Genomic DNA, 4,153 nt, shown 5'->3' on the forward strand with positions numbered 1-4,153 from the left:
AAAATTACAAAAACTGGGAGCGTGATATGAACAGCTGCTTGAAAGTTTACTTTCTTAGCAGCTGTCAATCGTCAGTGAACTAAAATTGCTAAATCTTAGTTCGTCTTCACGCCCCCATGTGCGAACTGCGCTGTTCGATTTTTCAAGAGGTGGCCTGACTTATGTCACAGCCTCAGATAGTGTAGTCCCAAAATAATAAAACTATCCGCTATGCGGGTGGTAATAAAAAGTACCTCCTGTTCCCTTATGCTATAGGTGTTTTTAAGCCAAATAGAGTAAAGTAAGAGAGGTAATATGACTAATAAATTAAACAGTTTATCCCATACAAAGTGGTTATGTAAATATTACTTTGTATGAGCTTCAAAGTATAGGATGATGGTTGTCCCCTGCAAAGGTGAGTGATTTAGTTGTAAGATGAGATAAGCTATGGCATGATCAGTAATTAGAATTAGTTGCGTTATTAGTAAATGATAAAGACCCCTTCAACACCGGTTAACCTAGTGTTGAAGGGGTCTAATAGTTAATAGATAATGACTGGTTCATTGGGAGTAAGAGCATGGTAGCCTAATCCGGCGACGTCATTTTTCATATTGATGCAGCCATGTGAACCACCGTGGCGTTGTTGGTAAGCCGTTTTGGACCAATCAGTTCGCCAAGGAGCATCGTGGAAACCACAACCGTCAATGGTGAACGGGGACCAATATTGAACTTTACTAGCATAGCTAGATCCATCATCATTTTTTTCCCCGGAGAATGGAGGGGGTGTGTTGATACATGATATAAAAGACGCCTTTAGGAGTGGCATTGTTGTCATGCGTTGATCCACTAACAATATCAGTACTTAAAATACATTTACCATTCCGATAGAACCACGCGTGTTGCTTAGCAATAGATACCTCAGCGTAAGTATCACCGATACCATGATTAGCAGTGGTTTGGTAACCAGTGCCGTGTTGATTAAATCCGCTGCCGCTTAAATCATTTTTAGCGTTAAGATGGGTTTTATGTTCTGCTAAGGCTTGGGCGAGGGATTGACCAGCTTTGTTAGGGTCAATTTTCCAACCATAAGTTCCCTGATTAGTGGTAGTGATTGTTTTACCATCATGCGTTTTAAATTTGAATGATTTACCTAAAGTAGCTTGTTGATGATTAATCCGAGCAATTTTTTTGTTGATACGACTAGTATCGAATTGATAGTGACCATTTTGATAAGTTGCCATGGTCAAAATATCATTAGCCTTAAATTGGTAGCGACGATTTTGGACTTGATAAGTAACTTGTTGGTCGGTTAATTGTGCAAGTTTTTGTTTTTGTTGGTTAACTTGGCGACTATTGGCTGCTAATGGCCGTTTCAGGCGTGGAGTTAAATTAATCCGACCATTCGCATATTGTTGTTTAAGCGTGATCGAAAGATGATCAAGCGTATATTGACTACCGTTAACAGCGGGAATTATTTTAATCTTTCCATTTTGATATTTAGCATAGGCATCTTGGGGGGCTTTTCGATTAGCATTCATTGTTTGAAGTTGGTGCTGTGTGGCTTGCACGGCCGCAGCTAATTCGGGTTTGGCTAATTTAGTCGGCTCAACCACAATGTTATATCGTTGCTGAGAAGGGAAGAACGAAAATTGTTGCTTTAAAGCGGTTTTAAACTTGGCCTGATCCGTTGCGGTGAATCCGGATTTAGTAACTTGCCCCGTATAGACAACATGATGGTTAATTGAAACTTTAAGTTGCCGGGGTGTTTGTTTAACCTTTTGATAAGCTTGCTTAACGGTAAGCCCGCCAACCGGAATGTTGTTAATGGTGGTTTGGCGATTGAAGTGCGTGCTTTGGTAGCCATAACTACCAACTAGCAAAATAATCAAGATGCCAACGGCACCAATCATAAATTGCTTAAACAATTTTTCATCCATGCGTTTATAAACCTCAATTTGAAAAAAATGTAGTATAGTTTAACTTATTTGATTATAGCACTCAAGATTAAACATGATTAGTTTGATTTTGAGTATTTAATTATGATTGTTAAATTAACGCTGATGATAATTAATATCAGGATGGAAAAGCTAATTTTCGTAATTGGGCACCAAAGACTGAATACGTTATAGCAACCAATGCTTAAAAGTAAGATTAAATTGTTGGCAATGAGATGTTTAATAAATTTTTGGCTCATAGTTACTCCTTAATTCTGATAGTAGTTCCTTGTGGTAATTGTTATAGTAATAGTGCATCAGGCTTCGAAACCTCAATCGTATGTGGCAGGTGTTGTTTCATTTTGAGCCAATTTTTGGCGCTAGGATGGCCATTGATCATTGCTGGGGCACTAATAAAATTATTACTACCGAGACTGATCCAATTATTAGCTGATGCCGTTAAGGATGAGCGGTGGTAAGCTAGTTGTTGCCCGCGGGGATGATGAATTGTTAGCCGCCCTGCTTGATGATTAACGTAAGCGTGGGTGATATAAATAACACGGTGGTGTGATATGACGTACAGTTTATGCTGATGTTTCATAGCGATTAATTGAACGGACTTACTTGGTAGACGATGGGGTGGTAAAGTAGCCGACGGATGATTGATATTAGGATGTTTTAGACGATTGGTTTGGATAATAACGCTACTATGGGTAGCAAAGGTAAGTTTCTGGGTACGCATTAGCGTGAGACCGTTGATAATAAGAATAAAAATTGTTAGCATCGTAAAGGATACTTTAAGTAATTGTTTTAACTCTTGATTCATATTGAGTAAACTCCTGGAGATTAAAATTGAAAAAAATATTTGATAATCAGTTTAATGATAATTTTAATGGTTGTTAATTATCCGGTGCGCGTGGAAGGGTCTTCTGAACCAAAAATTGCAGCGGAAGCGGTCGAGATGGTAGATGCCGATACAGGGCAAATTATCTATCAAAAGCATGCCCAGTGGCAGTTGCCCATTGCCTCAATCACGAAATTGTTAACGGTGGCCGTGATTCATGATGAAATTAAACATCACCAGATTAGTCCCCGAACAAAAGTAGAAATTACGCCGGATATTGCAGCAATTTCTAATGACCCCCGCTATTCTAGTATTGGTTTGGCCGGGAGTCAATCGTATTCAGTCTTGGAATTATTAAATGCTGCGATGGTTAAATCGGCGGATGGGGCGACGGTAGCCTTAGCGTTGGCTGGTGGAAATTCATTGGATGAGTTTGTTACTAAGATGAATCAAAAAGCAGCACAACTGGGCTTGAAGCACTATCATATTATTAATCCAACGGGGTTAAGCAATGGGGATATGAAGATGTTAAAGTCTGCCGACTACTCAACGGATGACGAAAACCAGCTAAGTGCTAACGATATCGCTATCTTAACGCAGTATTTATGGAATTCTTATCCGCAACTATTCCAAGTATCTGCGCAGAAAGCCGCTAACTTTTACATTAAACCAGGCGAAGTTAAGCGGATTGATAATTTGAATAAGATGTTACCGGGAAATACCTATGCGGTACCAGGCGTTAAGATGCTTGGGTTGAAAACGGGAACTTCGCCACGGGCCGGGGCGTGTTTTGTTAGTGCGGGGGTTTATCGTGGTCACCGAATCATTACGGTTGTTTTACATGCAGATGGTGATAATCCAGATAATCGCTTTATCCAAACGCAAGCTTTGTATCGATTATTAAAGCAACATTATCACTTACAGACAATGCGAGTTCCGACTCAGTTAACGTTGTTTAAAGTTAAAGGAGCGAATATCACTAACTTACAAGTTTCGTCGCCCAAGTTAACGGTTTGGAGTAATCATTCTATTACTTCTGGTGACATTGGTAGTCAGCTAGACACTAATTTTATTAAACAGGGGCGGTTAGTGCGACCGGTGAAAAAAACATCAGCGAATTGGGAAGTGGTATTTAGTTAACCATCGGCTAGATACTATTACCGGTGATCCGTTGCAATACCCGATGTATTCGCGCTATCCAGTTAAGCGAGGGAACTTGATAACAAGAATAATACATTAAAAGAATTATTTTGAAATATCTGTTGACGGAATGGTTTTATCTTGGTATATTATAAAAGTTGCTTCTGAGCGACATGGCAGTTAAATAATTAATTAAAAAGTTGTTGACTTGCTTGTCGTTATCAAGTATACTAATTAAGTTGTCTCGATGAGGCAA

At 39.3% G+C, this 4,153-nt stretch carries 4 protein-coding genes; 1 reads left to right on the top strand and 3 read right to left on the bottom strand.

Translation table 11 applies throughout. The features are described from left to right. Positions 1-520 precede the first annotated feature (520 nt). From JCM14505_RS10200 to JCM14505_RS08325, 3 genes are all read right to left on the bottom strand, one after another. A complete protein-coding gene (locus JCM14505_RS10200) occupies positions 521-814 on the bottom strand; it encodes a L,D-transpeptidase (RefSeq protein ID WP_369395550.1) in 294 nt (97 codons plus the stop codon). Beyond that, entirely contained in the window at positions 735-1,916 is a 1,182-nt protein-coding gene (locus tag JCM14505_RS10205) for a L,D-transpeptidase family protein (protein WP_263848983.1), read from the bottom strand. The genes JCM14505_RS10200 and JCM14505_RS10205 overlap by 80 nt, the downstream gene beginning before the upstream one ends. Before the next feature lie 298 nt (positions 1,917-2,214). Next, positions 2,215-2,739: a hypothetical protein gene (locus JCM14505_RS08325; RefSeq protein WP_054654030.1), complete on the bottom strand. Its 525-nt coding sequence runs from the start codon at positions 2,737-2,739 to the stop codon at positions 2,215-2,217. Positions 2,740-2,805: 66 nt separating this feature from the next. On the opposite strand from JCM14505_RS08325, the gene JCM14505_RS08330 reads away from it, so the two are divergent. Next, on the top strand, positions 2,806-3,897 hold the full coding sequence (locus JCM14505_RS08330) for a D-alanyl-D-alanine carboxypeptidase family protein (RefSeq protein ID WP_054654032.1): 1,092 nt from the start codon (positions 2,806-2,808) through the stop codon (positions 3,895-3,897). The last annotated feature ends 256 nt before the right edge of the window (positions 3,898-4,153 follow it).

It is taken from the genome of Limosilactobacillus equigenerosi DSM 18793 = JCM 14505 (assembly GCF_001311375.1).
Taxonomy (GTDB): Bacteria; Bacillota; Bacilli; order Lactobacillales; family Lactobacillaceae; genus Limosilactobacillus; species Limosilactobacillus equigenerosi.

Coding starts and splice junctions, on each gene's coding strand:
- JCM14505_RS10200 (WP_369395550.1), bottom strand. CDS start 814: ATGACAACAATGCCACTCCTAAAGGCGTCTTTTATATCATGTATCAAC.
- JCM14505_RS10205 (WP_263848983.1), bottom strand. CDS start 1,916: ATGGATGAAAAATTGTTTAAGCAATTTATGATTGGTGCCGTTGGCATC.
- JCM14505_RS08325 (WP_054654030.1), bottom strand. CDS start 2,739: ATGAATCAAGAGTTAAAACAATTACTTAAAGTATCCTTTACGATGCTA.
- JCM14505_RS08330 (WP_054654032.1), top strand. CDS start 2,806: ATGGTTGTTAATTATCCGGTGCGCGTGGAAGGGTCTTCTGAACCAAAA.